The sequence below is a fragment of the Bacteroides sp. Marseille-P3684 genome, assembly GCF_900291465.1.
Lineage (GTDB): Bacteria > Bacteroidota > Bacteroidia > Bacteroidales > Bacteroidaceae > Phocaeicola_A.
Genome location: NZ_LT985808.1, coordinates 2219096 through 2244155, shown reverse-complemented (window position 1 = coordinate 2244155; position 25060 = coordinate 2219096). Strand labels below are relative to the sequence as shown.

The window sequence follows — 25060 nt, the reverse complement described above, 5'->3', positions numbered from 1 at the left end:
TTTCATTGTATGGGAAATAAATCAATCAACCCGTTAGCTCTCATTGATAAGGCAATTGATATGAGTACAAGGTTGGAAGGTACGGAATTTCCAGTAAGCATCTTCCCGAAAAAGATTCAGCGCATCATTAGCGAGGTACACGAATGCCATAGCTATCCGACGGACTATATCGCCGCCTCTATTTTGACCGCCATTGCTGTCGGCATTGGCAATACACATCTCGTGCAAATCAAGCAGGGATGGCAGGAAAGTCCTATCCTATATATGGCATTGATTGGAAGACCGGGAGCCAATAAGAGCCATCCGCTCAGCTTTGCCATGAAGCCTTTTCTTGATTTCGACTACTGCCAAAATCAGGAATACGAAAAGGCTTATGCGGAATACGAGCGGCAGATGGCTTTAAGTCGGAAAGAACGTGTGGAAAACGGAGGAGAACAGTTTCCAATGGAACCCATCCGAAAACGCTTCCTTGTGTCTGATGTCACACCCGAAGGATTAAGTTTCATTCATGCACAGAACAAACGCGGATTGTGTCTGTGGGCTGATGAACTTTCCGCTTGGTTCAAGAACTTTAACCGCTACAATAATGGTTCGGAAGAACAGTTCTGGCTTTCGGTTTTCAGTGCCAAGACAACTATTTCCGACCGGAAGAGTGCGAAAAGTTCGATATTCATCAAACGACCGTATATCTCAGTCATTGGTACAATTCAAAAAAAGATTCTCCATGAGTTGGCCAAAGGAGAACGTTCAAGCAACGGTTTCATCGACCGTATCTTGTTTGTCATGCCCAATCTGCAACAGAAAGCACGTTGGAATGACAAAGAACTGCCAGCCGATATTGAAAAAGAATGGAACGACATCATTGAGAAACTCATCCACATGGAATGCAATTACAATGAGCATGGTGAAATCGAACCGTATGTCCTGCATTTCACGGAAGAAGCCCGTCAACGGCTTTATGATTGGCAGCACCAATTCTCAGAGCTGTGCGACACGAAAGGGAATGACACTATTGTGAGCATTTATTGCAAGTTGGAAATCTATATCATCCGCTTCTGTCTGATAATCCAACTGGCACTGTGGACTTGTGGAGAATGCGGTAAAGAACACATTGACTTGCTGACCGTAGAACGTGCCATCCGGCTGACGACATATTTCAAAGCATCCGCTCTGAGTGTGCAACACATCATCAGCGAGGTGACATTGAATAGCCAACAGCAAACCATTGTCAGCTTGCTGCCCTCTACGTTCACCACGGCACAGGCGACACAGATTGCAGAGCAGAATGGGATGAAGGAACGTACACTACAACGGTTTCTGAACGACAACATCGGTATCCTGTTCCGCAAAGAGAAACATGGAGAATACTCAAAGATTAACCCGTGACGTTATTGTCGCTTTTGACACTTTCAATTCCCAAAACGACAATAGTGACAATAACGACACACTTAAAAGTAGAAAACAATGACAACACATAGATTCATATTAGAACCCTACAAAGGCATGGCTACCCGACATACGTGTCCGGCCTGCCATCGTAAAAGGTGCTTTTCCCGATACATTGATACGGAAAAGCGTATCAGTTTTCCCAATCATGTCGGCAGATGTGACCATGAACAGAAGTGCGGCTACCACTTTACGCCCCGTGAGTTTTTCGACCAAAATCCTATGAAAAAGAAAAGCCTCATGGAAGAAACCGCCTCGCATCCATGCACCAATGCACAAACGGCTATAATTGTTCCGACTTCTTACATTGATAAAAATATAGTCCGGCAGTCTTTGAAATGTTACAGCACGAATAGACTGTACCAATTTTTAGCTTCACAATTGGGAGAATCGTCAGCCATGACCTTAATGGAAAAGTATCAAATCGGCTCTTCCAAGCATTGGGATGGAGCTACCGTCTTTTGGCAAATCGACCATAAGAACCGGGTACGAACGGGTAAGATAATGCTTTACAATGCTGAGACTGGCAAACGGATAAAAGAACCATACAACCATGCCACATGGGTACATTCCGTTTTACACAAAGAAAACTATAATCTCAGGCAATGCTTCTTTGGCGAACACCTACTGACTACAGACAAGGCACGCCCGGTTGCACTGGTTGAGAGCGAGAAAACAGCACTTATCGCATCCTACTATCTGCCCCAATATCTATGGCTGGCTTCGGGAGGAAAGAACGGTTGTTTCAATGAGACTGCTCTATCTGTACTGGCAGGAAGAAGCGTTGTCCTCTTTCCCGATTTGGGAGCCACTGAATACTGGCAAGGCAAAATCGGAGCGATGAAAAGCATCGGAATAGATGTACAACTATTCGACTATCTGGAAGCCAATGCACCGCCCGAAGAGCGGAAAGAAGGGTACGACATAGCCGATTATCTATTAAAAATCAAACCGGACGAAGCCATCCTTCAGAGCATGATTCGAAAGAATCCGAACCTGAAATTGCTGATGGAGAAGCTCGGATTGGAACTGGTAAATACGCAATCCTTCCAATGAAAAAACAGGTTTTGGTCATACCGAAACTCCTTTATCAGACAGTGGCCGAAGGACAAGGGAACCGGGACTTTTTAAGGGGAGCAAGTTTATGTCGGTGTATTACATTTCCCGACAACTTGCTCCACCTCAAAGTCTGGTGGAACGGCTCCCGATGGTCACAAAACTAACAACTAAAATTGAATGTATATGAACAAGAAGAATACGATTACATTACGTCTCAGCGATGAGCAATTAGCATGGCTGGGAGCATTGAGCAGACGCAGCAAGCGGACTAAAAGCGAGGTCATCCGTGCACTCATTGAACAGGGTTCTGTGCGTGAACGAATCACACGCGACCACCTGCACATCATCCGACAGTTGATAGGTGAAAGCACCAATCTGAATCAGTTGGCAAAACAGGCGAACACATACGGTTTCTTTGTGGTAGCCGACCAATGCCAAGAGACAGCAAAACATATTTCACAACTCATTAAACGATTGAAAGATGATAGGTAAACAGACAAAGGGAACTTCCTTTGACGGATGTGTGTGCTACGTCCTCAAAGAAGAAAAAGCACGACTATTAGAAGCTGTAGGAGTGGACGGCTCGCCCGAACAAATGGCGGAGCAGTTCGAGTTGCAATCCCTATTGAATGACAAGGTAAAGAATATTGTCGGACACACTTCGCTCAGCTTTTCGCCACAGGATAGCTTGCGTTTACAAGACGATGATGCATTAATGCTGAAAATCGCCCATGAGTACATGGAACGGATGGGCATCCGAAACACACAATACATCATCGCACGCCACATTGACCGGGAGCATCCGCACTGCCACATTGTTTTCAACCGTGTGGACAACGATGGAAAGACTATTAGCGACAAGAACGACCGCTACCGCAACGAGAAGGTCTGCAAGATGCTGACCGCAAAGTACAGGCTTCACTTCGCCAACGGGAAAGACTGCGTCAAGGAAGAACGCTTACGCCCATACGACCGGGCAAAGCATGAAATCTACAAAGCATTGAAAGCAGAAGTGCCGTATGCACAGAGTTGGAATGAGTTGAAAGACGCGCTTGCAACCCGTGGCATTGATATGAAATTCAAGGTCAGCCGAACTACCCGTGAAGTACAAGGCGTGAAATTCGCATATAGAGGCTTTACCTTTTCCGGCTCCAAAATCAGCAGGGAGTTCAGCTATCTCAATATCGACCGCCAACTGGAAAGGAATGCTTATGCCCCGTCCTATTCTTACAGAGAGGCCATCAGAGCTAATCATGCTCCGCCACCTCCTGTACAAGAACGGGCAGTAGAATGGGATGAATCAACTGCTTCGGGATTAGGGCTGCTCACTTCATCCCCTACTTCCAGTGCAGCAGATGAAGCGGCCTTTGAAGCGGAATTAAAACGGAAAAAGAAAGCCAAGCGCAAGCGAGGCTTCCGACTATAACAAACCCATTTTATCAACATCAAATTTTAATTTTATGATTACAAAAGATTTTGTGAAAGACATTGAACTCTACATCTGTGAGAAGTTCGGGTATCGTAACAGCGTGTATGTGAATCCGACCTGTAACGGTTACTGCATTGACATCCGCGAAAAGAACGTGAAGTTGTATTTCCGCCTGTGGGAATACAGCAAAGGAGTCAACGGTTTTCCTGACCGCTGCATCATCTTGGTGAACTACATCTTTGAGAAGAACCGTCAAGAGAACCTGTTTGACTTGGTCCGTTTCTTCAAGGAGTATGCCCCACTCTACGGTTTCCATTATCTTGGCATCGAGAATGACATGCAAGGCGATTACCGCCTGTTAGGGTTGAGACTTACGACCAATCATCGGTTCGGTAACGATTGTTATGCGGCACCGTTGGAAGCCATCCATGTCTGATTGAATGGCATTTGAATGAATTCGAGCGAAGAGGGAGAGTTTTCTTCCTCTTTTCTCTTTTTATATTTTAGGTTCTGTGAAACAACATGAATAGAAATCCATGTTTACAATAAGTTTTAAGTGCTGAGCATGTCATATAAGTGTTGTACAGCATATTTATGATAAATAGAATAAAGATTAAGGTGATTACTTGTCTAAAATTGACAAGTAAATGCTATCTTTGCAACGCAATAACAATTTGTTTTGTTCACATGATAAATTCTAATATGTTACTCGCACGAATAAAGCAGCTCCGTAATGAACTGAATGTACAGCAGCGTCAAATTGCTTACGCGATTGGTGTTGATGAGCCAATGTATAGCAGGATTGAAAGAGGCATTCGTCCTTTTCGAGATGAGTATATTGCCCCTATAGCGGACATACTCCATGTTAAAGAGGAAGAACTACGTTCTTTATGGACAGCTGATAAGATTATCAATGTAACAAAGGATGAGCCTTTACTGGTTGCGCAGCGTGCTCTTCGTCTTGCCAACAGTGAAATAAGGACCAATCTCCATGAGTAAATTAAAACATGGACTAACTTGGATATTGTAAAGTAAAACTTAAATGGTAATTTTAGTAGTTATGGAAGATAAGACAACCCTCATTAACAGCATACAAGAAAACGACGAATTGGTATTAGAAGATAACCAGCTGGTCTGTACGCTTACCAATAAAGTGGTGAAAACGACGGATAAAGAACTGACCCTGCAATCAATGATTGACATGATGGCAGAAGAATACGGATTCGCCCCCGAAGACATGGAACGCGACTTTAGGGTGACCTATCAAGAGCCGGATTCGGACAAGATCCGGGCTCAGAGTGTGGACTTGGCCATCTTTGAAGAAGGAAAGGAGCATGTGATAGAAAACCTCATCCGCTTTGTTGTCGTGGCAAAAGATGCGAAGGTGAAACCCACGGATACCAAGAAGGGTGCGGAAGCCATGCTTGATAACATATTGACATTTACCGACTGTGAGTTTGGCTGTTGGACCAATGGGGAGGATTTGGTATACCGCTACTATACAGAAGATGCTTTCGGACAGTCTGAGGTGCAGGATATTTCTGATTTCCCTGCCAATGGGCAGACGCTAGCAGATCTTGAGGCGCAGGGTGACCGTGCCATGCCCCGTAAACCGGCCAACGAATCGTTGATTAAGACTTTCAAGCGTTGCCACGATTATATCTATGGCAATGAAGGCATGAAGAAGACTGCGTTTTGGGAGTTGCTGAACTTGATTTTCTGCAAACTATACGATGAAAAACGACGCAATATGGATGCCAAAGAAGGCATCAGCTATCGCCGCCGCTTTTGGGTGGGGGTAACGGAGCAGTTTACCGAAGAAGGGCGAAAAGCGGTGGCCGCTCGCATTAGGGGACTTTTTGAGGAACTCAAGGAGAGCCAGGTGTTCCGTGACGTGTTTGACGGTTCGGAGCAAATTATGCTGTCTGACCGCGGACTCGCTTTTGTGGCTGCAGAACTGGCCAAATATTCTTTCTTGGATGCGACTGTCGATGTGAAAGGAACGGCTTATGAAACAATTGTTAGCAATACGCTGAAGCAGGAAGCCGGACAGTTCTTTACTCCACGAAACATCATCAAGTGCATGGTCGAAATGCTGGACCCTGATCAAAACACCCGTGTGCTCGACCCAGCTTGTGGCTCGGGCGGCTTTCTGGTGATGGTGCTCGACCACGTGCGTCATAAAATTGCGCGCAATCTGTACCCGGAATTGGATGAAGTGCGCCTGGCTGCCCGCATCAATACGCCCGAAGTGGAGGAATTGACACGCCACTATGCGGAACGCATGATTTTTGGATTCGATTTTGACCCCGACTTGAAGAAAGCAGCACGGATGAATATGGTGATGGCGGGCGATGGACATTGCAATATTTTCAACATCAATTCCTTGGATTATCCACATGGAGATAAGCCCGACCGTCCTTTGGTAGCCGAAGCGGTCAACGAAAGCATAAAGCAGAGCAAGGATAAGGATTTCCATTTTGAAACGGGGCCTGGCAATGCACAGGGCAAATTCGATATGATTTTCACGAATCCTCCCTTTGGGGCAAAGGTACAGGTAGATGCAGAGATAGCCCGCCGCTATGAGTTGGACAGCAATGCTCCAGAAGTGCTCTTCATCGAGGCATGCCACAACTTCTTGAAGCCCGGTGGCAAAATGGCTATCGTATTGCCCGATGGCATTTTGGGAAACCCCAATACAGAAGGTGTGCGTAAATGGATTTTGGAACACTTCAAACTTTTGGCTTCTGTAGACCTCCCTGTAGAGGCATTCTTGCCGCAAGTGGGTGTGCAGGCTTCTTTGCTGTTCCTTCAAAAGAAAACAGCTGAAGAATTGCTTATTCCCATCGACAAAGAGGATTACGATGTGTTTATGGCCATTGTAGAGCAAGTGGGGAAAGACCGCCGTGGCGTGCCTGTCTATAAGAAAGATGAGGATGGTGCAGAGATTCTCTTTGCTCACGAAAAAAAATGGCTGACTTATACGGAAAATGGGCGTGAAATTGTGCGCAGTCGCCGCGAACGTGTAAAGCGTTTGGCTGATGATCTGCCAGAAGTGGCTGCTGCTTATGCTAAATTCTTGGAGGAACATCGGGTATGAAAACGGGTATTATAAATTCTAAAACATTGCTTCGTTCCAATTTGGGATATAGAATCGATCCTGATGTTCATTTAAGCGATGGTGTACAAGCTCGTGAGCAACTTACACTTTCGCCTTATGATCTTTCGACTGTAGGAGAGAATGCAAGTAAGGTTTTCTTGGGTAATATATTCTCACGGGTTTTTGTTAAGGATATTAAACATGGGATGCCTTATTTGGCAGCATCTGACACAGTTCTTGCAAATATAGAAACTGGTAGATACTTATCTCACAAGCAAGTAAAAAAATTAAAATATTTAATTCTTAAAAGCGATTGGATTCTAATTACTTGTTCGGGGACTCTTGGTAATGTAATATACACAAACAAGACATTTGAAAATCATATAGCTACTCATGATTTAATTCGTGTAATCCCTAATGATAACAAGGTTAATAAGGGTACTTTATATGCATTTCTTTCAGGAAAATATGGCTACAACCAAATTACTCAGTCTCAGTTTGGAGGTGTAGTTAAGCATATTAATGATGTACAGACTAAATCGATATTAGTCCCAGTCTTCCCTGAATCCTTCCAGCAGGAAGTAGACGATCTGATACAGGAATCAGCAAGATTGCGTGAGGAGGCAGCTGATGTGCTACAACAAGCAATACAACAAATTGAAAAAATCATCCCATATCCTGCAAAGAAAAATGTTAAGTGTGTTTCTTCACGCACAATTCTATCCTCTCATAATAAAAGGTTTGAAGCAAATTATTATATATCAGAAGGTCACGACATTGAAGAATATATCTATAAACATTTTACTTGGAAACCCTTGGGTGAAGTGTGTGAAGACATTTCAAGACCTGATATATTCAAAAGATATTATGTTCAAAACGGTATTGTTTTTTTAGGAGGAGCTGACATATTTTTATCTAATCCAGATAGTAAAAAGCAATTATCAAAATCTAAAACAGCAAACATTAATAGTCTAACGATAAAAGAAAATACTATTTTGATACCAAGATCTGGCACAATAGGAAATGTGGCTTGGGCGCATGCCGGACATGCTCAGAAGCTTGCTTCTGAGCATGTCATTCGGCTACAGCCGAATGACATGCTCAAAGGTGGGTATATCTATGCATTCCTTTCGTCCTCTATTGGTAAAGCTCTTATTCAAAAGCATATATTTGGATCTGTAATACAACATATAGAACCCCCTCATTTAAAATTAATTCCAATTCCAATCATCGAAGATTCTATCATAGATGATATACATAATTGGGTGATAGAATACAGCAAAAAAGTAGGAATGGCTATTGAAAAAGAAAAAAAAGCTATCTCTATGGTTGAGCAAGAAATAGACTCTTGGAGTGCAAGAAAGGAGAATTAGTTTATGGACGAGAATATAGAAATTTTTTACCGCCTTTGGGAACACGCTGAAAATGAAGTGGTGGAATTCAAAAAGGCAGAAACCAACTTTGATATAGATGAGTTGGGAAAATACTTCTCTGCGCTCAGCAACGAAGCCAACTTACGAGAACGTGAATTTGGTTGGATTGTGTTTGGTGTATGGGATAAGAAACATCAGGTTATTGGGACATCCTTCAAAGATGGAGAGATGGCACTCAATAGACTGAAACAAGATATGTCGCAGCATACAACCGACGGGGTGATTTTTCGTGAAATCATTCCGGTAACGGTAGAGGATAAGCGCGTGCTGCTATTTAAAGTGCCTGCCACTCCTCGAAATATCGTGATGAAGTGGAAAGGGATTGCTTATGGGCGCGATGGTGAAAGCTTGAAACCGCTAAATCAAGCCAAGCAGGATGAAATACGTCAGCAGCCTCCGATACCTGATTGGACTGCCCAACTGGTTCCGAATGCTACCATTGATGACCTTGACGAGTTGGCTATCGCTACAGCTCGCATCATGTTTAAGAAGGTGCATAAGTCGAAGATTGCTGCAGAAGAAGTTGATGGATGGACGGTAGAAGAGTTTCTTTCGCATAGCGGAGTGATGCGTGAGGGACAGCTTACCCGAGCCGCCATCTTGCTACTTGGCAAACCGCTATCGCTGCAAAAGATTCATCCGGCAGTAGCACAGATTACCTGGACATGGGAAGACAAGGACGCTACGGTAATTGATTATGAGCATTTCACTATTCCTTTTATCCTCACGGTAGATAAGGTGCTTGCTAAGATTCGTAACAAAACCATGCGTGAGTTGCCGGGTGGAACCCTTTTTCCCGATACCATGAAGCAATACGACGATTATACCATACGCGAAGCTCTGCACAATTGCATAGCCCATCAGGACTATACACTTCAAGAACGCATCTCGTTTGTAGAAGGTGAAGACAAGTTGTATTATGGCAATGGAGGCAGTTTCATCCCCGGCACTATAGAGAAAGCCCTGGAGCACAAAGGACCACAACGCCATTATCGGAACGAGTGTCTTTGCTCAGGGATGGTGAATTTCAATATGATTGATACTGTAGGACGAGGCATCAAGAAGATATTTGCTGAGCAACGCAATCGCTTTTTCCCCATGCCTGATTATGACATAGACAATGAGAACCGTACGGTTGGTGTCACTATCTATGGAAAGATGATTGACGAAAAGTATAGCTCGCTGCTGAAATCGAATACGGATTTGACATTGAAGGAATGTTTTTGGTTGGATGCAATTCAGAAACATCGACCTGTAACGAAGGATGCCATCAAGCATCTGAAGGAAAAAGGACTGATAGAAGGACGTTGGCCCAATTACATCATCTCACTTACAGTAGCCAAGTTGACGCATCAAATTGGACATTATACTAAAGAAAAAGGCTTGGAAGAGAAATTGCTCGAACAAACCATACTTCAATTGGCTAAAGATGCAGGAAAGGAAGGTTTTAAATTAAGCGATGTTTATGAGGCTCTGTATAAAAATTTACCTGCTTCCATGAGTATGACATCAAAGAAAAGATACTTGGGAAGATTGCTTGGAAAGATGAGTGCCTCACTTCTGCTTCAAGTTGATGGTAGAACCTGGAATATAACAGAAATCGGATTATCGAAGCTGCGGTTATAAATTCGGCTATAACATTCAAGTATTTTTATAAAATTCATGAATACAGGCAAATACAAGGCCATTTCGGCTATAATTCGGTTATATTTCGGTTATAATCAAGAAGCATTAAGCTAGCATGGTCGTTTTTCAGCTACATTCAAATTTAATAATAAAAGATAGTTTGACCATCGGGAGTCGGTAAACGTAAATCTTGATTCTGGATTCCGGTGATACATATAGTTGACAACAATTAAAAACGAAATATTATGGCAATCATAAAAAGACCTCCTCATGACGATGGACCGGTAAATGCCGGAGAACAGCGCTTGCTGGATTTTCTGTCGGTGAAGTTGCCTGACAATTTTTACATTATCCCCAATTGTAATATTGCGATTACGGGACTGAACCGCATTGTGAAGTATTGGGAATATGATTGTATCGTGATGACTCCTCATGCCCTTTATCATATCGAGAATAAGGATTGGGCAGGTAATCTGGAAGGAGACGACTATGCCTGGTTCCGCAATGGTCAGGAAGTAGCTAATCCGCATAAGACTGCAGGATTAAAGAGTCGTATTCTTGCATCCAAAATCAAGAACCAACATCCGGATTGGAATTTCGGCCAAATCATTACGCTGGTAACACTTAGCCATCCTCAGCAATCAAAGTTCGGCTTGGATCCTACCTGTGATACCTATAAGCAGACCTTTACATTAGGGGATGATTTGATTGAATTTATCACCAATCATGAATTGGTGTCTCGTTCTGTAAATAGTATTCAGTCTTTAATGAATAAGCTGACAGATTTCCTTACCGGGGAATCTGTAGAGCGGAAACGCGCTGAACGTACCACGATATTCAATTATCGCATAGAGGAAAAGCTTCAGGAAACGGAAGAATTTACCGAATACCTTTGTATTCCCCAGTTTATTGCCACAGCCCGTTACCGGGTGCGTGAATATCCGTTGGATGTGGCAGATAAAAGTCCGAAGGAACTGCAGCAGTTGGCTTATTCGGTGCAAAACGCTTACATGGCACAAGAGAAGATTGGAGATTCCCCCTACATTGTCAACACGAAGTGCCAGATGAATGAAGAGCAGACCTACTACTATGAAATCAGTCGTTACCAGGACGAAAGTTCACTGCGGGCCAAGCTCAATCAGAAGACATTCAAACAGACGGATAAGCTGAGCATCATCATGGATGTAGCTAATGCACTGAAAGTGGCACATAAGGTGCAGGTATATCACCGCGATGTATGCCCTGAGAACATCTATGTTTATGAAGGGGGTAGAGCTGCACTAGCAAACTTTAGAATGTCGTGGTTTGTGGAGCACATCGATCTGAGCTTCTCTGTTAATGCCACGGGCAATCAGTCTTCACCCTACACAGCACCTGAACTGTTGGACGGTGATGTTTCTTCTACCAGCGATATCTATTCTTTGGGGGTAATTTTTTATCAACTCATGGTTGGCAAATTGCCTTTTGACAGTGTGGTTACTTTTATGGCTGCCTTAGGCGGTGAACTTCCGGCAGACCATCTGCCCAGTCATGTGTTGAAGGAACTACCTGCATGGATGGATGAGTTTGTGCAGAAGACGATTGTTGCTGATGTCAATAAACGTTGGCAAACAGCCGACGAAGTGCTTAACTTCCTTAACCGGGTTGTTGATGAAGAAGTACATAAAACGATAGCCACACCCCTTACAGTTGTAACTACGAAGAAGGAGAAGACTTTATACCTCAAGGATATGAAACCCGGTATGAAGGTTTCTCCCAGTATGACGCTTCATGAAACCCTTGGGAAAGGTGGTTTTGGAAGAGTTTTCAAGGTGTGGCACGACATGCAGAAACAATACTTGGCCATCAAGATTTTTGAGAAGGATGCTTCTATAGATAATGCCATTAATGAGTTCAATGCGCTTAAAGAGTTACATCATCCAAACATCGTAGAATTCAAGTATAACGACAGGACTGTTCCCGGAGGCTTGTTCTTTACACTGATGGAATTGCTTGAGGGCGAAAATCTACAAGAGTACACCAAGGGCGATTTGCGACTTCCTGCAGATGAAATATTCAAAATGGCTTCACAAATCCTGAATGCACTAACCTACATGCAGAGCAAAGTTCCACCTGTGTATCACCGTGATATTAAACCTAGCAATATCATGTGGCACAAGCGTCAGCAGTATAAGCTGATAGACTTTAATATCTCGGCTACTACTGAGGATAAATCATTTGGAGGCACCTTCCCCTACATGGCTCCAGACTTAATCCTCTCTGGGAACAAGATTGATTGGGATTGTTCCGCTGATACGTTTGCATTGGGTATCACACTGTATGAATTACTGGCGCATGCGTATCCGTGGCCTGGAGGTAACTTGCGCCCTAATATCCATAAACAACCTACGGATATCCGTAACTATAATGATAAGTTGTCTGATTCGATGGCAGACTTCATTATGAAGTCTATCCGTACAGACAAGAATAAGCGGTTTAAAACAGCAAAAGAAATGCTGGATGCCCTGAATGCTATCGGTCTGGATGGTATGCAGAAGGATTCAACTATGGTTACTATTATTCATCAAGGCCAAGAAATGGGTAATTCAGTGGATTACATCAACTCACTGTATAGCCAAAGCCACCATGGAAATGGGGGAACAAGAGCTGGTGTCGCTCAACATGCATTTGATGAACTTACCTATTCTGAGACACGATTAGACAGAGAATTGATAGCAGATATCGAAGCTCTGAAATACAAGCTTATTATCATCACCGGTAATGCAGGAGATGGTAAAACAGCATTTATTCACCGAATTGAAGATAAGGGACAGGACAAACAGCAGTTTGACACCAATAACGGTTCGCAATTCTACCTCTCGGGCATTCGGTTTGAATCGAATTATGATGGCTCGCAGGATGAAAGCAATAAGGCGAACGATGAAGTGCTGACTGAATTTCTTTCACCCTTCTATGGATTGAATGATTATACGCAAGCTACGGAAGGCCGTGTGATTGCGATCAATGAAGGGCGTCTGGTGGATTTTTTATCCATGCATCCTGAACTGCGGATATTACAAGATAATATTGAGGAGTATTTCTACAAAGAAGGACATACAGAATTGCTCCCGGGTCTGATGGTCATCAACTTGAATCTTCGGTCTGTCACAGCACGAGATGTAGAATCGAAAACTCCAAGTTTGTTGGCTCAGCAAATGAAAAAGCTGACCCGTCCTGAGTTATGGAGTAAATGCCAAAATTGTCCAGTTGCCGACCGCTGTTTTATCAAGTATAATGTAGATACATTCCAGGACACCAGTGCAGGCGATGAAGTCATCAATCGTCTGGAATGGCTGGTTCGTACGATTGTATATAAGCGGGAACTGCATATCACAATGCGCGATTTGCGTTCTATAATAGCCTGGATGCTGACTCGTGATTATTCTTGTGATGAAGTCAAGGCACTGATAGAACTGGTGAATGCCAATAACATTCCGGAATATTACTGGCAATATTATTACTTCAATCTCACAGCTCCGGTTGTCTATCCTGACGCCAGCAAGGTGGAATATTTCAATTTGCCAACATTGGATTCCAATGACCGACTGGTCAAGTTGCTTCGTGAGACAGACGTAGCTGGTGTTGCACTTCCTGCCTTTGACCGTGATCTGTACTACCGTATCAAACACCCCAATGACTACATCATATTTAGTGACCGCAAGCGTTCATTATTAAAAGACTTCAATGACTGTAATCAGATTATCCCTTCTTATGAGGTAAGGTCGGATGAAGTGCGTATGGCTGTTACAAGCCGTCACAAATCATTTGTCCGTCATCAGTATTTCGAAGGTGCCATTGATTTCAAAAGAAGACTTCCTTATCGGTATGCCAATGCTTTTGAAAAGCAATTGCGCCAGGAAGACCCTAAGGAATTGGCCCAAACCATGCAAGATCTTGCAAGTGCGATTTCTGCAAGTGAAGGATGTTCAAACGAGTTGCTGACTAAGGGATATCTTTTATTGGCCAGTTCAAACGTGGCAGATCCTATTTCAAAGAGTTACCGTCGCTTCTCTTTGGATGAATTCGAGTTCTATGTGAATAAGACCGAACACTTGACGAAGTACATTGAATATGAAAGCGACAGCTTGATTTTCCGTCATAAGGAGGATAAATTTATCCAACTGACGGTAAGTCTTGACCTGTATGAAATGCTCAAATACATTCATGCCGGATTCAGTCCTTCTGTAAACGATTTGCGTGGACGTTTTATTGAGTTGCAGATATTTAAGAATTTGCTGGAGGCAAAAACCTATTCAGAAATACTTGTGACAAAAAACAATCGCAAGTTTACTGCAATACGTTTAGACAGCCAAAAGCATATAATCATTGAACCTCTTAACGTGTAATGATATGATATTAAAGCTAAAGAAAGGAACAGGGGTGCAGGCATTTCTTAATAAAGATATATTCTATGTCGATGTTAAGTCGGTAAAACTAGATCGTGTATTGACCAATTTGTTTATCAAGATGTATGCTGATGGCGCTCCTGTTTCTATGTCTTTCCGTAAAGAATATACCATCGACATCCTGAAAGAGCATCTGGCTATCTTAGAAGACCAAGGTGACATCCGTGGTGTAACAGATAATCCGGATGGCATAGAGGACTGGCTTCGCAGTTCACTGCTTGAATTGGTCAACCGTGGAAATGTGGTAAAGGAGCATGTTTCTACACTCAAGCCATTGCATCTATTGAGCTTCCGTGTACAAAACAGTAAGTACTGCCGTGATTACCGCGCTTCTGACCAGCTTTATCTTATGCTGCGCAGTAATCCGGAAGTCATGCGCGGATTGGTTAAATACCTCAGTAAAGGCTGGGACAAGCAAACAGGTGAACTCGTCAAGAGTGAGGATTTGGATGTGGACACTACAGGTATTCTGTATATTACTAAACCTCTGAAGGAACGTAAGACCTTGAATAAAGTTGCTGGATCCATACCACAGCCCTTCCTTCGTAAACAGGCAGCGTTGTTCAATGATGATATTTGCAGACTCTTACTTTATAAAGATAAACTGCCCAGAGCAGTATTCATTGATTACCTGAGAATTTTATGTGGTTTTCATTTGGCGTTGTATGCCATGAAAGTGATTTATTTGTTGCCCAAAATGGTAGATGCCGGTTCACGACAGGTAACCGATGATTGGTCGCTGCTTTTGGATGTGACAGATGACTTGAACAGCATTGTTTCGACCTATGCTTGTAAGGATGTTGAGATACTTCAAAACAGCATAGGCAAGTACATTCGGGCTACTTACATGGTCGATATCATTCAAGATAGAAAAGCCTGTTCAATAGACGAAGCTTTGCGAATATTGAAAGAAGAAAATAATAAGTCTGACGGTTTCTATGAGTCGGTTCTGAATGGAATACGCAAGGATCTTCCTACTTCAGATGAAAAGGAATTTGATAAAGAAGATTTCAGGGAAATGCTTGAACTTTTCCCCGAAGAAGATTACTTTGACATGTTGGTCCATATCTTAGAAAAATCAAATCTGGGTAATTATCAATACCGTTATTTACATGAATTTCTGGATGCGGTTACGATGAAAAATTCGCCATCCAAACTGCTGGCAGACAGTCGTTCTCGTCGCCATCCCAGACGGGGTGCACTTGGCTCCAAACTATTGGAAACACTGGTTCAGCTGTTGGTACTGAAAGAGAAGTCTGATGGAAGTTATGAGACCCGTTCCTTATCCATCGATGAATTGATCCAGGAAATAAGAAATCGTTATGGATTAATTATCAATGGTGTCAGTGAAGAGCGTTTTGCAAACGCTGATGTAGAAATGAATGAAGCATTTCGCACGAATGTAGAAGCTTTCAAAGACAAACTTCGTCAGATTGGTTTCTACACGGATATGAGTGATGCTTGTATTCTACAGAAGATTCGTCCACGCTATAAATTGTAAACAATGGAAGAAATTAGAACACTATATTACGAACGTTTTATTCAACACGTCGTTGAAATATATGCACCAAAGCTGAAGCAGGTTCGCCCAGGGCATTGTATGAAGATAACCGGTCTTGCTCTGAAGGAACTTCGTGTGTTGCTTCCTTTATTGCGCCCTATCAATGAAAGCCTTTCTGTATTCATCCTCTCGGAAGAAGAAAAAGGGGATGAATATATCCATGCAACGAAACTCATTGAATTGAGAAATGACCCATCCAAAGCAGTATTGATTTTGGTCCCGACCAACAGTAGAACATCAGCTGAAGACTCCTATGGTGACGCTACATTCCAAAACTTGTCGGCATCAGACCTTCAGGATTCCTTTATCTATAAATTGATGGATGAAATGCCTGAAGAAAAGACATCTAACTGGTCCCAAATTTTTGAGCTGTTAAGAGATGAAGTGCATGCCTACAAGAGTGATCTTATTTCCTATATCCTGTACCTTGAACTGAATCAGTATTCAAGTGAGGCTTGGGGAAATGGGTTGTTTGTATTTGGTATGTGGCCGGACAGTGAACTTTTCAAAGAAGAGAATGCTGTCCGCAGACGCTTTATGCTGAATAAAGAGAAAGCATCGGCCATTCTTGCTGATTTTTCTTTGACTGCAGCTGACCGTATAGCCTCTCTTCCGATTGAAAGAGGAACCATTCAGCGTGCGCTCATGACCTTCTTGACTTCTGATGATTCTTTGAATGATGCCAACTCGCTGTTTGAGTGTATTCTTTGTAAACATCCGGAATTTAATTACGCGAAGGTGCCTTGGCTTGAAATAGGTTCTTCCGGACCTGTGAAGGTAATGGTGGACTTGAATACAGGTAAGGATTCAAAGAAAGAATTGGTCAAGGATGAAGAAGGGAATTTTGTCCTGAACATCTTACCGGAGAAGAAATCAAAAGTTTCCTTTACCATTACAACTGATCCTGCGCCTAAAGATAACCCCGCTATTGTTTCTTTCGAAATAGCCTTGGTTGACATCGATGACTTTTCAGAAGTGGGTATAATTAAAAAAGCTAAAGTAGGAACCAACAAGCGTGCTACACGCAAGATGTCAGTGAACATTGCAGACGGAATGTTTGACGAAGGTGATTATATGCTTCGTGTCCGAGCTTTAGACGAGAATGGCATTGTACTTGAGCAAAAGAAAATATTCAAGGAAGACCAGGTACAAGCAGCGTGGGAAGAAGCCAAGAAAGAAAATCCCAACCTTCAAATGGAACAGTATCGCTTGGAACACCATGTTGCTTACTGTAACGAATCTGCTGTATTTACCATTGTGAACGATGGAGAAGCTCCCGAAGGTCAGATAGACAAACGTGCCAAAGTCAACAGCTACACACAAGCCATCATACTCTATCGTTCGGCTCATTTAGCTAAAAATGAAGAGTTGGACATTCCTACCGATGGCATAGATCGTAATCGGTGGGTAGATGGTAATCTGAACAATACCTATCATTTTGATTTTGGATCTGCTTATGCTTACCAAATTCAAATGTCGAAGAAGTTGATTCAACTGGAATCTACCTTCTTGAAAAATGCAAATGATTTTGGTTACATCGAAGCTTTACTCGGCGGTAATCCGACAGATGCTTACTTGATGAATCCGAATGATACAGCCGATCGTGAACCGCTGTTCGTTCCTGTTTCTGACATTCATATTCCGAATGAATTGGGAGCATTAAGAGAAGACCTCTTTGCTATCATCAGAGAGTCAGCAGAAGACGAAACCGGTTTGACCAGCACGTTGGATTTCACCAGCAATTTGGGCTTGATTAAAGCTTATCTGTCTGAGTATGATGCTTGGCTCAGGGAAGAACTGGAGAAAGATCTTAGCACGGATACTGTCGTCAAACTGCAAAATATTGATACAGTACTGTTATCGGTAGAAATGCCTGATGGCAGTAAGACTAAGATTAAAATGATCAGTCCTTTGCATCCGTTGCGACTGGCTTGGATTGTAAATCTCTATGAGCTGTATCAAGACTGGGAAGAGCGTACCATTGAGAATCCAAAGTATAAAAAAGCTTGGTATCGAAAATTGGACAAACTTTTCCAGGGTCAAATACCGATGAATGTAGCACCTATTGTATTGAGTGATGACCCGCTAAAGGAAGCCTATCAATATATCGGTGAACTGACGTTTGGTTGGGGTGCTTATGCGCAACCGACCCAATCGGAAGAGGCTTTTTCTTCGGGTAATCGTCAGTTGAAATCCTATGTTTCCATGCTGCTGAATGTGGCAAGAGAGAAACGTATTGATAGCGATGTAAACCTTGAGTTGGTAGTACGTCATCTTTTTAACTACAGTGTATCTCATCCTTATACAGATAAACTGATTATCAATTTATTCAATGCAGGCGATGCAGCTACATTCGCAGAGGCATTGGTATGCTTGGAGAAGATAGGAATTGGGCATGAACTGACCTATGAAATCAGGTTGTTTACCGATGAGAATATGTTGCAGTCGGGTGAAGCTTTCAAGGATTTGCTCGATCCAGAATCTGTAGTTGCCAACGATGCGGAAGTGTTTTCACAAGCTTCTGCAAACCGCTTGTTCCCAAAACTTCGCTTTTCTTTAAATAAGACGAGTGACTTTATCAACAAACATGATGACTATCAAGCTCATCTGTCTTTTCTGGTGAATCCGTTTATTGTAAATACAGAGCCCTCTCGTCCAAGTGAACTAAGTCGTTCTTTCTTCTTGAATGGTACAATTTGCAGGGATATTGTAGAAGCGAAGCCGATTGGTAAAACATTCGTTTGGAATCGCTATTATTCCAATAAGAGTTTGCCGAACCCGGTTTCAGAATCGGCTAATTTGGAAGTTAGCCTGTTTGCCCGTTTGCAAGAAGTGATTGGTAAAATGCTTTCTTCTACCATCGAAGAATCTGTACCGGCAACTACACTCCGTTTGAAGGAGAGTGATATGATGTTGCTGTCGTTTATTCATGACAGCAGCGATTGGGTGATTACATTTGATAAAAATATGGGTCCTGAATTCTATGACCTTCCCTGTCTTGGAGATTCCGATGTTCCGTATCTGTTGGATTATGTCCCGAATGACGAAGCGACAGGTGTGTCTTCTTATCTGACCACGAAACCGACCAGCGAAATTGCATCCTTGATGGTTCCGCTTTTCAAACAGTATGGAATTGATATTGAAGACAAGAAGAACTTCAAGCAAATTCTAGAGGATGTCCGTTCTGTGAGCAGCTCGTTGATTATGCAAGTCAATACAACATCCCGGAAAGGATTTGAAGTAATAGGTACGACCTTAACCAAACGTTTCCTGGAAAAGAAGGGCATCACGACAGAATCAATCATGATTCCGATTGATCTGCATAAAGATTTATTCGTTGACTTGGATAGCGAAAGCCAAGAACGTGCAGATAATCTTGTTGTCAAGATAGATGTTAAGCGTAAGGAGATCTTATTTAATGTGGTTGAGATAAAATGCAGAAATGCTTATTATCAAGCTGATGAGCTACACATGAAAATTGTCAACCAGATTGAAAATACCATCTTAGCACTTCGCTCCCATTTTGAAATTGCAGTCGATGGTCATGACAGACTTGACCGTGAACTAAAAGTGTTGGAATTAAAGTCGCTTCTGGAATTTTATATCAATCGTTCATTACGATATGGACAACTTAATCCGGATAAGGCTCATGAATACAAAGTATTTTTAAGCAAACTCTCTGATGGTTATTCCGTTCGTTTCAAACGACTTGGCGTGATTTTTGATTTCATGCAAACTGAACGTCAAAAGAAGGATTTCTATGGTGACACGTTAATCTACACAATGGGAAATCCTGTCATTGAACAGATTCTCGATGACAATAGTGACTTGAATACTCAAATTCTGGAAGCTCAAGATAATGACTTTATCAATTTCTTCGAGCCGACATTCAGCCTTGCTACAACGGACATGGAAGGTCAACCAAAACCTGTTCAGCCAGTTGAGATATCACCGCATATTGATACGGATTATGAAGTAATTGTTCTGAAGAAACCAGAAGCTGATCCAGTTATGTCGAAGACTGAAAATTCAGCTAAGGCTAAAGCAGAAAATCTTTCTGTAATCCTTGATCATCCAGAAGAAGAGTCTGACAATTCACAAACAGCAGCAGTAGAAACCAGTCCTAAATCGAAAGAGCAAGTCCCTGTAGCTGATTCCATACATACTGAACCCGAAGTTCCTGATACCAATGCGGATAATAAAGAAAATGATACTGGAAGTGATGATTCATTACCGGCAGACCCTATAAAAGAACGGGGTCACCAGCCTGAAATCGATCCGAATTATCAGGAGCCTTTGGTAGATGTCATTGTTGGGAAAAACAATGATTCTCCTCAATTCGGAGTATTAGGGAAAATGGTTTCAAATGGGCGCGTGATTGGTATGGACTTGAACGAGTGTAATACAATTAGTTTGTTTGGCGTACAAGGTGCTGGTAAGAGTTATACCATCGGTTCTGTCACAGAGATGGTTCTGAAGCAGTATTCCAAGGTAAACAAACTGCCTGCTCCTATGGCTGGGGTTATTTTCCACTACAGTGAAAGCATGGATTATGCTCCCGAGTTTACGTCGATGGTATATCCTAATGATGAAGCAGATCAGCTGGCTAAGTTAAAAACTGAATACGGTGCAGAAGCTCACTCTGTTAAAGATGTTATCCTCTTAGCTCCTGAAGCACAAGTGGAATTACGCAAGGCTCAATATCCGGACTTGGAAGTACATGCTATTGGTTTTGATTCTTCTGAGTTGGCTGTACGAGATTGGTTGTTCCTTTTGGCTGCTTTAGGTAATGATTCTGCTTATATCAAAGAGCTCAAACAGATAATGAAAGCATGTCGCTACAATATGTCGTTGGCAAATATTCGCCAGGGTGTTGCAAACAGCGATCATCTTTCTACTTCTCAGAGGGCATTAGCCAATACAAAATTGGATTTTGCAGAGGAGTATATTTCTGACGGATGTAAGCTACAGCAATATCTTCGTCCGGGAAGATTGATTATAGTCGATTTACGCGATGAGTTTATTGAAAAAGAGGAAGCTCTTGGCCTGTTTGTTGTCATGCTTAATATCTTCTCAAGTGTAATGACTGTGGACGGCAAGGCTTTCAATAAGTTTATCGTCTTTGATGAAGCTCATAAATATATGAACAACAAGGAATTGGTGGATTCTATTACGACCGCAATCCGAGAGATGCGTCATAAAGGTGTTTCCATCATGATTGCAAGCCAAGATCCGATGAGCTTGCCTACGGAAATTATAGAATTAAGTTCTATGGTTGTGATGCACCGATTTAGTTCACCGGCCTGGGTTAAGCATGTTCAGAAAGCGATAACTCCACTGCAGACCTTAACAGCCACAGAAATGGCTGCATTAGGCTCTGGTGAAGCATACCTGTGGGCAAACAAAGCTACCGATAAGGCGATAACCCAGCGTCCTATAAAAATCAGTATTCGCCCACGTGTAACAAAACATGGTGGTGATACGATACAAGCTGTAAAAGAATGAACATAACAGAATATTCAAATAAAGGTAGCAGAACAGTGAATCAGGATTATGTAATCCATCGGTCACTGTCTGCTGACTCTGCAATATTTGTTTTAGCTGATGGTATGGGTGGCTACTCACATAGTGAGATAGCCGCTCAGATCGTAGCTACAAAAATTGTGAGTTTTATAGAGAAAAATAGGACGAATTACTCTCCGAAAGATTTAATAAGGGAGTCAATTGCTTTTGCCAACGATGCCCTTATGGTTAAACGGATGGAATTGGGTGGAAAAAAGATGGGAGCTGTTATTGCTATCCTTTTGATACTCAACGATCAGGCATATATTGCTTGGCTGGGTGATAGTCGAGTATATAAATACAGCGATGGCGAGATGATGACCTGTACAACTGATCATTCCATCGTGCAGCAGCTAGCAGCTAAAGTGAATATACCACCCTCGATTTATGAGAAATATGGAGCAATAGTAACTCGCGCTGTCATGGGTGATGAGCTTAAAGATGAAATTCCTATTAAAATAGTATCTGCCCAAAAGAACGATGTATTCTTATTGTGTTCAGATGGTTTTCATAAACAGGTCCCCGTAGAAGAATATATGGCGTCAAGTGATAATACTAATCTGAAATGTTTGAATGACATGGCTTCTGACATGGATGATAATTATTCATTCATAAAAGTGGAATTATAGTGAAATTGAACAATATAGTAATTGACGATGTTTTATAAACGAGCAATGATGATGACTACAAAAATCCTTTTCCTACATGGTTTCTTCGCTTCGGGCAGTTGCATACCTGCCCAAGCATTGAAGCAGGCATTCGCAGACAAAGCGGAAGTTCTCACGCCTGACCTTCCACTTCATCCTCGCAAAGCGCTGGCATTCATTACGGCCCTTTGCGAGCGTGAACGCCCCAGCGTATTGGTGGGTAATAGCAATGGCTCTTTCTTGGCACAGATAGTAGCATCGCATTTGGGAATACCTGCCCTATTGGGTAATCCCCATTTTGAGATGGCCCATTTTCTTTCTGAACGTATCGGAGTACATGAGTACAAATCACCACGAGTGGACGGACGGCAACATTTCATGATAGACAAACCGCTGATAGATGAATTTGCCGACATACAAGCGCATCAATGGGATGATTGGCGACCGGAAATGACCGACCACATCTGGGGACTCTTCGGAGAGAATGACCGTTTGGCACACTTTGAACCATTGTTCCTGCAACACTACACCCATGCTTATCACTTTCCCGGTGCTCATACGCCTACGGTGGAAGAAGTGCGGGAGTATTATGTACCGCTGGTGGAGAAACTTATAAAATAAGGTCACTTCCTACCCCATAAGGCGGAAAGAAGTGACCCGAACTTTAGTCTTCAGTAGATTCTCGAATAATGCGCAAAGTTTCCTTCTTATACTCTCTACGATTGTATCTTTCCCCTCTGCAAATCCAGCAGCTGCATGGAGTTCCCGTAGATTGATAAACCTTTGCCCATTTGTCTTTTGCCAGTTCAAACCAATGTGGATGCTCAACCACACTTCCATCATCATGGATAATAGGATGTCCGTAAGCGGCATAAAGAATCATACGAGCCTTAAACATACGTGCCATTTGTTGGCGTCTCCAAAGTTTGTTTCTTTTGTCCATCGTCTCTTTGTATTAAAGTTAGGATGAACAATGATTTTACTTTTGTGAGACTTAACGTATCCATAGCTATTCCTTTTTATTATTCCAACTTCAAAACAACTTCCTCAAATCCGTCGAAAGAAAATCCTCTGCACTAATTCCTCCGTCTCCGACAATAAACGCTGATTGCGGATTGAACAGCTTGCGGAACTTATCCAATCCATCAGTCCGCTTTTCTGCATTACTTTTCACCTCAATGGCAACTACCGAACCTTTCTTACGCAGAACAAAATCCACTTCATCATCCCGCTCACGCCAATAGAATACTTCAAAGCGATGCACAAAGGATTGGCTTACCAGATAGGCACCGATACCCGATTCAAAGATGCGTCCCCATGCCTTGCGATTGAATATCGCCTGCTCAAAGGTCAACGGACTATACACCATCTTCAACGCATTGTTATATACCTGCAACTTGGGGATACTGGCACGCCTTCGAGCCATATCCACACTGAACTTCTGGAGACCGCACAGCAATCCGCTTTCATCCAACAGGTTGATATATCCTGCCAAGGTAACTGTGTTTCCGGCATCTTGAAGCGAACCTAACATTTTGTTCAGTGAAAGCAATTCGCCTGAATAGGCTGCACCCAACTCAAAGGTTTGGCGGAGCAAGGCTGGTTTGCTTATTGGCGTGTCCATCAGAATGTCTTTGTTAATGGTGGCTTCGATAATGGAAGACTGAATGTATTGACTGAAACGGTCTTCATCGCCAATCAAGGTTGCCGCACCGGGATAGCCTCCATAAAACAAGTATTGGTCAAGCGAGAAACCGAAGCACTCCTGCATCTCACGATAACTCCAATGGCTCATGCGTATTTCTTCAAACCGCCCAGCCAAGGATTCGGACAAGCCTTTCTCCAACAACACACGGCTACTTCCCAAAAGCAGAACTTTGATATTTCGGTCGTGAAACGTATCATCGTCCCATTCCTTTTTTACCACCTCGCTCCAGTTGGCTATTTTCTGTATCTCATCAATCACAAGGATGACACTCTCCCATCCTCGGCTTTCCTTCAAACTGCGCACAGCCGCCCAGCAATCGGATATCCAAGCACTATTCGTAGCCGGAACATTGTCGGCAGAAAAGAACTGGTAAGGCATATCCAAGTCTTGCAACACTTGCTTGACCACGGTAGATTTACCTATCTGACGGGCACCCATCACCACTTGGATGAACCTACGTGGCTCTTTCATCCTGTCTGTAATTACCTGATATTCCGCTCGTTTATACATACCATTACATTTTACTCAGTGGACTAAGTATTTTTGCTCAATGCAAAGGTAACAAATATATTCGAGTAATAATCACGAATTTACAAAGAAAAATCATATCTTTGCACGCATACAAGCGTTCTGTAACATCTGCGGAGAAACCCTTTGTCAATCAACGCCTTGTGCATGACTGAGGACATTTCGCAAACAGCTGTAAAAAGACGGCACAACGCCATGATGCCAAACGATTGAGTGCGAACGAATTGCACTTTCTTTTTGACTTCTTCCAATTGTCAGAAGAGCGTTTGTACCGATTAAAGAGCCTTATCGCTGACATTCAATGATGTATGCATGCTGCATCGGGAAATAAATACTTGATTGTAAATTAGTTAAATTGATTACAATCGATTATTCTGGCGCTCTTTACGGGCGCCTTTTTTGTTGTTCAAGTATCGTTGATAATCGTTGCTAAGCCTTTTTAAATGTCCCTACACGATTCGTGGATTGCACAAATGACATCCATCGCTTTTCCTCCTGCTTGTTCTCAATAACTCT

The 25060-nt window shown here is 42.6% G+C and carries 16 protein-coding genes; 14 read left to right on the top strand and 2 right to left on the bottom strand.

What is annotated here, in order from left to right:
* Positions 1-9: 9 nt before the first annotated feature.
* The 14 genes from C8275_RS08730 to C8275_RS08665 all read left to right on the top strand — a co-directional run bounded on the left by C8275_RS08730 (position 10) and on the right by C8275_RS08665 (position 22929).
* Positions 10-1386, top strand: a complete 1377-nt coding sequence (locus C8275_RS08730) for a DUF3987 domain-containing protein (protein ID WP_106484843.1) — start codon at positions 10-12, stop codon at positions 1384-1386.
* A gap of 78 nt (positions 1387-1464) precedes the next feature.
* The gene (locus C8275_RS08725) at positions 1465-2502 is read left to right on the top strand and encodes a DUF6371 domain-containing protein (RefSeq protein WP_106484842.1); all 1038 of its coding nucleotides are present in this window, start codon (positions 1465-1467) and stop codon (positions 2500-2502) included.
* Positions 2503-2688: 186 nt separating this feature from the next.
* Positions 2689-2997, top strand: a complete 309-nt coding sequence (gene mobC / locus C8275_RS08720; RefSeq protein WP_106625778.1) for a plasmid mobilization relaxosome protein MobC — start codon at positions 2689-2691, stop codon at positions 2995-2997.
* Complete coding sequence (locus C8275_RS08715) at positions 2987-3931, top strand: relaxase/mobilization nuclease domain-containing protein (RefSeq protein ID WP_106484841.1); 945 nt, start codon at positions 2987-2989, stop codon at positions 3929-3931. The genes mobC and C8275_RS08715 overlap by 11 nt, the downstream gene beginning before the upstream one ends.
* Positions 3932-3965: 34 nt before the next feature.
* A complete protein-coding gene (locus tag C8275_RS08710; protein ID WP_234395733.1) occupies positions 3966-4370 on the top strand; it encodes a hypothetical protein in 405 nt (134 codons plus the stop codon).
* 251 nt (positions 4371-4621) lie between these two features.
* The gene (locus C8275_RS08705) at positions 4622-4933 is read left to right on the top strand and encodes a helix-turn-helix transcriptional regulator (RefSeq protein ID WP_157948219.1); all 312 of its coding nucleotides are present in this window, start codon (positions 4622-4624) and stop codon (positions 4931-4933) included.
* Positions 4934-4994: 61 nt separating this feature from the next.
* Entirely contained in the window at positions 4995-7034 is a 2040-nt protein-coding gene (locus tag C8275_RS08700) for a class I SAM-dependent DNA methyltransferase (RefSeq protein ID WP_234395732.1), read from the top strand.
* Positions 7031-8407 (top strand): restriction endonuclease subunit S, encoded by a 1377-nt coding sequence (locus C8275_RS08695; protein ID WP_106484838.1) that lies wholly within the window; start codon positions 7031-7033, stop codon positions 8405-8407. Before C8275_RS08700 ends, C8275_RS08695 begins: the two co-directional genes overlap by 4 nt.
* A gap of 3 nt (positions 8408-8410) precedes the next feature.
* The gene (locus C8275_RS08690) at positions 8411-10093 is read left to right on the top strand and encodes an RNA-binding domain-containing protein (RefSeq protein WP_106484837.1); all 1683 of its coding nucleotides are present in this window, start codon (positions 8411-8413) and stop codon (positions 10091-10093) included.
* 245 nt (positions 10094-10338) lie between these two features.
* Complete coding sequence (locus tag C8275_RS08685; RefSeq protein WP_106484836.1) at positions 10339-14478, top strand: serine/threonine protein kinase; 4140 nt, start codon at positions 10339-10341, stop codon at positions 14476-14478.
* A gap of 4 nt (positions 14479-14482) precedes the next feature.
* Positions 14483-16039, top strand: coding sequence for a hypothetical protein (locus C8275_RS08680; protein WP_106484835.1), 1557 nt, complete (start codon positions 14483-14485; stop codon positions 16037-16039).
* Positions 16040-16042: 3 nt separating this feature from the next.
* Positions 16043-21604: an ATP-binding protein gene (locus C8275_RS08675; RefSeq protein WP_106484834.1), complete on the top strand. Its 5562-nt coding sequence runs from the start codon at positions 16043-16045 to the stop codon at positions 21602-21604.
* A complete protein-coding gene (locus tag C8275_RS08670) occupies positions 21601-22290 on the top strand; it encodes a PP2C family serine/threonine-protein phosphatase (RefSeq protein ID WP_106484833.1) in 690 nt (229 codons plus the stop codon). The genes C8275_RS08675 and C8275_RS08670 overlap by 4 nt, the downstream gene beginning before the upstream one ends.
* A 45-nt stretch (positions 22291-22335) precedes the next feature.
* Positions 22336-22929 (top strand): YqiA/YcfP family alpha/beta fold hydrolase, encoded by a 594-nt coding sequence (locus C8275_RS08665; protein WP_234395731.1) that lies wholly within the window; start codon positions 22336-22338, stop codon positions 22927-22929.
* A 43-nt stretch (positions 22930-22972) separates the two neighbouring features.
* On the opposite strand, the gene C8275_RS08660 is transcribed toward C8275_RS08665, so the two are convergent.
* Together C8275_RS08660 and C8275_RS08655 are read right to left on the bottom strand one after the other, a co-directional pair.
* Entirely contained in the window at positions 22973-23251 is a 279-nt protein-coding gene (locus C8275_RS08660) for a hypothetical protein (RefSeq protein ID WP_106484832.1), read from the bottom strand.
* A 90-nt stretch (positions 23252-23341) separates the two neighbouring features.
* The gene (locus tag C8275_RS08655; RefSeq protein WP_106484831.1) at positions 23342-24526 is read right to left on the bottom strand and encodes an ATP-binding protein; all 1185 of its coding nucleotides are present in this window, start codon (positions 24524-24526) and stop codon (positions 23342-23344) included.
* Positions 24527-25060: the final 534 nt, after the last annotated feature.

Excerpts from the sequence above, each read along its gene's own strand:
- C8275_RS08730 (WP_106484843.1), top strand. The coding sequence starts at position 10 with ATGGGAAATAAATCAATCAACCCGTTAGCTCTCATTGATAAGGCAATT.
- C8275_RS08725 (WP_106484842.1), top strand. The coding sequence starts at position 1,465 with ATGACAACACATAGATTCATATTAGAACCCTACAAAGGCATGGCTACC.
- mobC (WP_106625778.1), top strand. The coding sequence starts at position 2,689 with ATGAACAAGAAGAATACGATTACATTACGTCTCAGCGATGAGCAATTA.
- C8275_RS08715 (WP_106484841.1), top strand. The coding sequence starts at position 2,987 with ATGATAGGTAAACAGACAAAGGGAACTTCCTTTGACGGATGTGTGTGC.
- C8275_RS08710 (WP_234395733.1), top strand. The coding sequence starts at position 3,966 with ATGATTACAAAAGATTTTGTGAAAGACATTGAACTCTACATCTGTGAG.
- C8275_RS08705 (WP_157948219.1), top strand. The coding sequence starts at position 4,622 with ATGATAAATTCTAATATGTTACTCGCACGAATAAAGCAGCTCCGTAAT.
- C8275_RS08700 (WP_234395732.1), top strand. The coding sequence starts at position 4,995 with ATGGAAGATAAGACAACCCTCATTAACAGCATACAAGAAAACGACGAA.
- C8275_RS08695 (WP_106484838.1), top strand. The coding sequence starts at position 7,031 with ATGAAAACGGGTATTATAAATTCTAAAACATTGCTTCGTTCCAATTTG.
- C8275_RS08690 (WP_106484837.1), top strand. The coding sequence starts at position 8,411 with ATGGACGAGAATATAGAAATTTTTTACCGCCTTTGGGAACACGCTGAA.
- C8275_RS08685 (WP_106484836.1), top strand. The coding sequence starts at position 10,339 with ATGGCAATCATAAAAAGACCTCCTCATGACGATGGACCGGTAAATGCC.
- C8275_RS08680 (WP_106484835.1), top strand. The coding sequence starts at position 14,483 with ATGATATTAAAGCTAAAGAAAGGAACAGGGGTGCAGGCATTTCTTAAT.
- C8275_RS08675 (WP_106484834.1), top strand. The coding sequence starts at position 16,043 with ATGGAAGAAATTAGAACACTATATTACGAACGTTTTATTCAACACGTC.
- C8275_RS08670 (WP_106484833.1), top strand. The coding sequence starts at position 21,601 with ATGAACATAACAGAATATTCAAATAAAGGTAGCAGAACAGTGAATCAG.
- C8275_RS08665 (WP_234395731.1), top strand. The coding sequence starts at position 22,336 with ATGATGATGACTACAAAAATCCTTTTCCTACATGGTTTCTTCGCTTCG.
- C8275_RS08660 (WP_106484832.1), bottom strand. The coding sequence starts at position 23,251 with ATGGACAAAAGAAACAAACTTTGGAGACGCCAACAAATGGCACGTATG.
- C8275_RS08655 (WP_106484831.1), bottom strand. The coding sequence starts at position 24,526 with ATGTATAAACGAGCGGAATATCAGGTAATTACAGACAGGATGAAAGAG.